We start from the raw sequence: 5,125 nt of genomic DNA on the forward strand, positions 1-5,125 counted from the left end.
TGAGGATTCCACCCCTGCGGTCCGCCGTACAGATGGGATCTGATGTTAGCCTTGGTAGTTCGGTGACGCTCGATCGGTCGGCGATCCGTGTCATCGAACGTGGACCATTGTGTGAGTGTGTACCAACATTCACCGCCAACAGACCCTCTCCCTTCTCGGGAGAGTACAGATAGCATTCCGGTTGATCCTGCCGGAGGTCATTGCTATTGGAGTCCGATTTAGCCATGCTAGTTGCACGAGTTCAGACTCGTAGCAGATAGCTCAGTAACACGTGGCCAAACTACCCTATGGATCCGAATAACCTCGGGAAACTGAGGCTAATATGGAATAGCGTTCATCGCCTGGAGTGGCACGAACGCGAAACGTTACGGCGCCATAGGATGTGGCTGCGGCCGATTAGGTAGACGGTGGGGTAACGGCCCACCGTGCCCATAATCGGTACGGGTTGTGAGAGCAAGAGCCCGGAGACGGTATCTGAGACAAGATACCGGGCCCTACGGGGCGCAGCAGGCGCGAAACCTTTACACTGCACGCGAGTGCGATAAGGGGACTCCGAGTGCGAGGGCATATAGTCCTCGCTTTTCACGACCGTAAGGTGGTCGTAGAATAAGTGCTGGGCAAGACCGGTGCCAGCCGCCGCGGTAATACCGGCAGCACGAGTGATGACCGCTATTATTGGGCCTAAAGCGTCCGTAGCTGGCCACGCAAGTCTATCGGGAAATCCGCGCGCTTAACGCGCGGGCGTCCGGTGGAAACTGCGTGGCTTGGGACCGGAAGACCAGAGGGGTACGTCCGGGGTAGGAGTGAAATCCCGTAATCCTGGACGGACCACCGGTGGCGAAAGCGCCTCTGGAAGACGGATCCGACGGTGAGGGACGAAAGCTCGGGTCACGAACCGGATTAGATACCCGGGTAGTCCGAGCTGTAAACGATGTCTGCTAGGTGTGGCACAGGCTACGAGCCTGTGCTGTGCCGTAGGGAAGCCGTGAAGCAGACCGCCTGGGAAGTACGTCCGCAAGGATGAAACTTAAAGGAATTGGCGGGGGAGCACTACAACCGGAGGAGCCTGCGGTTTAATTGGACTCAACGCCGGACATCTCACCAGCATCGACAATGTGCAGTGAACGTCAGGTTGATGACCTTACTGGAGCCATTGAGAGGAGGTGCATGGCCGCCGTCAGCTCGTACCGTGAGGCGTCCTGTTAAGTCAGGCAACGAGCGAGACCCGCACTCCTAATTGCCAGCAACACCCTTGCGGTGGTTGGGTACATTAGGAGGACTGCCAGTGCCAAACTGGAGGAAGGAACGGGCAACGGTAGGTCAGTATGCCCCGAATGTGCTGGGCGACACGCGGGCTACAATGGCCGAGACAGTGGGATGCAACCCCGAAAGGGGACGCTAATCTCCGAAACTCGGTCGTAGTTCGGATTGAGGGCTGAAACTCGCCCTCATGAAGCTGGATTCGGTAGTAATCGCGCCTCAGAAGGGCGCGGTGAATACGTCCCTGCTCCTTGCACACACCGCCCGTCAAAGCACCCGAGTGGGGTCCGGATGAGGCCGACGCAACGTCGGTCGAATCTGGGCTCCGCAAGGGGGCTTAAGTCGTAACAAGGTAGCCGTAGGGGAATCTGCGGCTGGATCACCTCCACAGACCGGGACCAGGCCGTCGCGCCTGGCCCACCTTTGCAGTCCACGTTCGATCGACCAACGTTTGGCCGATCGGGCACCTTTGAACTACCAAGGCTAACGTGTCACTCCCTGTCCGCCCCTCGTGGGCGGACGTGGGCCCATAGCTCAGTGGTAGAGTGCCTCCTTTGCAAGGAGGATGCCCAGGGTTCGAATCCCTGTGGGTCCATGTCTCGGAGGACGATCGAACCGTGTCCCTTAAGTGGGAGACGGGACTTCGATCTAATCCGAACACGAACCGATGCACCACCCCGTGTAAACGCGGGTGGGAAGGGTTAATGCAGGCCGGCCGTCTACCGGCGTGCAAATGAGACCGTGTGTACGTGTAGTCCAGGCGTCCACTGGACCCGTTCCCGGGTCACTCTAACGTTGCGACATCGTCGCAACGCAGATCCGATGAACGTGGCTACTGTGCCAGCTGGTGGATCGCTCGGCTTGAGAGCTGAAGAAGGACGTGCCAAGCTGCGATAAGCCCAAGGGAGCCGCACGGAGGCAAAGAACTTGGGATCTCCGAATGGGAATCCCCACCGCAATTGCTTCGCGCAATGGGGAACGTCGAGAATTGAAACATCTTAGTATCGACAGGAAAAGAAAGCAAACGCGATGTCGTTAGTAAGGGCGACTAAACGCGACACAGTCCAAACCGAAGCCCTCACGGGCAATGTGGTGTTCGGGCTGACTCTCAGCAGCAAAACGGCGACGCGAAGTCTCTTGGAATAGAGCACGAAACAGGGTGACAGTCCCGTATCGTCGACAAGTACGCTGTGCGTCAGTCCCAGAGTATCGGGGGTTGGATATCCCTCGTGAATATCGCGGGCATCGACCGCGAAGACTAAACACTCCTCAAGACCGATAGCGAACAAGTAGCGTGAGCGAACGCTGAAAAGCACCCCACGAAGGGAGGTGCAATAGGGCGTGAAATCAGTTGGCGATGGAGCGACAGGGCACACAAGGTCCCGGACAAAACGAATCAGGTGCGAACCTGTAGTAGGAAGTTTGGGAAGCCGGTGTTCTGTCGTACGTTTTGAAAAACGAACCAGGGAGTGTGCCTGTTTGACGAGTCTAACTCGATCATCGAGGAAGGCGAAGGGAAACCGACATGGCCGCAGTGCGTTGCACGAGGGCCGCCGTGTTCAAGCGCGGGGAGTCAAACGGGCACGACCCGAAACCGGACGATCTACGCAAGGGCAAGATGAAGCGTGCCGAAAGGCACGTGGAAGTCTGTTAGAGTTGGTGTCCTACAATACCCTCTCGTGACCTTTGTGTAGGGGTGAAAGGCCCATCGAGTCCGGAAACAGCTGGTTCCAACCGAAACATGTCGAAGCATGACCTCTGCCGAGGTAGTTTGTGGGGTAGAGCGACGGATTGGGGGACCGCACTCCGAGAGGAGTGCGCCCCCCTGTCCAACTCCGAACCTACAAACGCCGCTCGACGCAGGGAGTCCGGTGCACGGGGTAAGCCTGTGTACCGTGAGGGAGACAACCCAGAGCTGGGTTAAGGTCCCCAAGTGTAGACTAAGTGCGATCGAAGGTGGTCTCAAGCCCTAGACAGCCGGGAGGTGAGCTTAGAAGCAGCTACCCTCTAAGAAAAGCGTAACAGCTTACCGGCCGAGGTTTGAGGCGCCCAAAATGATCGGGGCTCAAGTCTACCACCGAGACCTAGCAGCACCTTTCAGAAGGTGATCTCGTAGGTTGGCGTTCTGTTCGGGTGGAAGCACGGAAGAGATTTCGTGTGGACCGTTCAGTAACGAAAATCCTGGTCATAGTAGCAGCGTTAGTCGGGTTAGAACCCCGACGGCCGAACGAGTAAGGGTTCCTCAGCAATGCTGATCAGCTGAGGGTTAGCCGGTCCTAAGTCAGCCCGTAAGTCGAAGCTGACAACAGGGAAATAGGTTAATATTCCTATGCCAGTGTGCACTCAAAGCCGACGCTTTGGGGCCGCCTGAGCTGGGCTTTCGCCCAGTCGAACAGTCGAAATTCGTGGAAGCCGTAACGGCACGAAGCGAACGAATGGCTGGATCGCGCAAGTCAGGCCAACCTAGAGCCCGTGAAAAGGCGAGCACACTGTCCGTACCGAGATCCGACACAGGTACTCATGGCGGCGAAAGCCAAGGTCTGTCGGGAGCAACCGACGTTAGGGAATTCGGCAAGTTAGTCCCGTACGTTCGCAATAAGGGATGCCTGCCTCGCGAAGAGGCAGGTCGCAGTGACTCGGGCGCTCCGACTGTCTAGTAACAACATAGGTGACCGCAAATCCGCAAGGACTCGTACGGTCACTGAATCCTGCCCAGTGCAGGTATCTGAACACCCCGTACAAGGGGACGAAGGACCTGTTAACGGCGGGGGTAACTATGACCCTCTTAAGGTAGCGTAGTACCTTGCCGCTTCAGTAGCGGCTTGCATGAATGGATCAACGAGAGCGCCACTGTCCCAACGTTGGGCCCGGTGAACTGTACGTTCCAGTGCGGAGTCTGGAGACCCCCAAGGGGAAGCGAAGACCCTATAGAGCTTTACTGCAGGCTGTCACTGAGACGTGGTCGCCATTGTGCAGCATAGGTAGGAGCCAGTACACAGGTACCCGCGCTAGCGGGCCACCGAGGCAACATTGAAATACTACCCGATGGTGACTGCGACTCTCACTCCTGGCGGAGGACACTGGTAGCCGGGCAGTTTGACTGGGGCGGTACGCGCCTGAAAAGATATCGGGCGCGCCCCAAGATTTCCTCACTCGGGTCGGAGACCCGAGGAAGAGCGCAAGAGCAAAAGGAAGTCTGACAGTGTCCGGCACAACGACGGACGCTGACGCGAAAGCGTGGTCTAGCGAACCAATTAGGCTGCTTGATGCGGCCAATTGCTGACAGAAAAGCTACCTTAGGGATAACAGAGTCGTCACCCGCAAGAGCACATATCGACCGGGTGGCTTGCTACCTCGATGTCGGTTCCCTCCATCCTGCCCGTGCAGAAGCGGGCAAGGGTGAGGTTGTTCGCCTATTAAAGGAGGTCGTGAGCTGGGTTTAGACCGTCGTGAGACAGGTCGGCTGCTATCTATTGGGGGTGTTACGGTATCTGACGGGAACGTTCGTATAGTACGAGAGGAACTACGAATGGGTGCCACTCGTGTACCAGCTGTCCGAAAGGGCACGCGCTGGGCAGCGACGCACCACGGGGTAAGAGCTGAACGCATCTAAGCTCGAAACCCACCTGGAAAAGAGATACCACCGAGGCCACTCGTAGAAGACGAGATCGATAGACTCGGGGTGTACGCACCAAGGCAACGAGGTGTTGAGCCCGCGAGCACTAACCGGCCAAGCCACACATTCATACATTACATCGCATTGGATCCGTGACGCGAGAACGGGTCCGGACGCAAACTGGACTACACGTACAACACGGTCGTGGACACACCACCGATACTGGTATCACGACGGTTCGATTCCGTT

Annotated in this window: 1 tRNA gene and 2 rRNA genes; all 3 read left to right on the forward strand. The window is 57.3% G+C overall.

Features of this window, described 5'->3' with window-relative positions:
- Positions 1 to 174 precede the first annotated feature (174 nt).
- The 3 genes from ALTAJ2_RS18375 to ALTAJ2_RS18385 all read left to right on the forward strand — a co-directional run bounded on the left by ALTAJ2_RS18375 (position 175) and on the right by ALTAJ2_RS18385 (position 5,004).
- Positions 175 to 1,648 (forward strand): 16S ribosomal RNA (locus ALTAJ2_RS18375).
- Positions 1,649 to 1,783: 135 nt separating this feature from the next.
- Positions 1,784 to 1,855, forward strand: a tRNA-Ala gene (locus ALTAJ2_RS18380).
- A 228-nt stretch (positions 1,856 to 2,083) separates the two neighbouring features.
- Positions 2,084 to 5,004 (forward strand): 23S ribosomal RNA (locus ALTAJ2_RS18385).
- The 16S and 23S rRNA genes sit together here with 1 tRNA gene alongside, the layout of an rRNA operon.
- Positions 5,005 to 5,125: the final 121 nt, after the last annotated feature.

This window comes from Natrinema altunense, from assembly GCF_000731985.1.
Lineage (GTDB): Archaea > Halobacteriota > Halobacteria > Halobacteriales > Natrialbaceae > Natrinema > Natrinema altunense.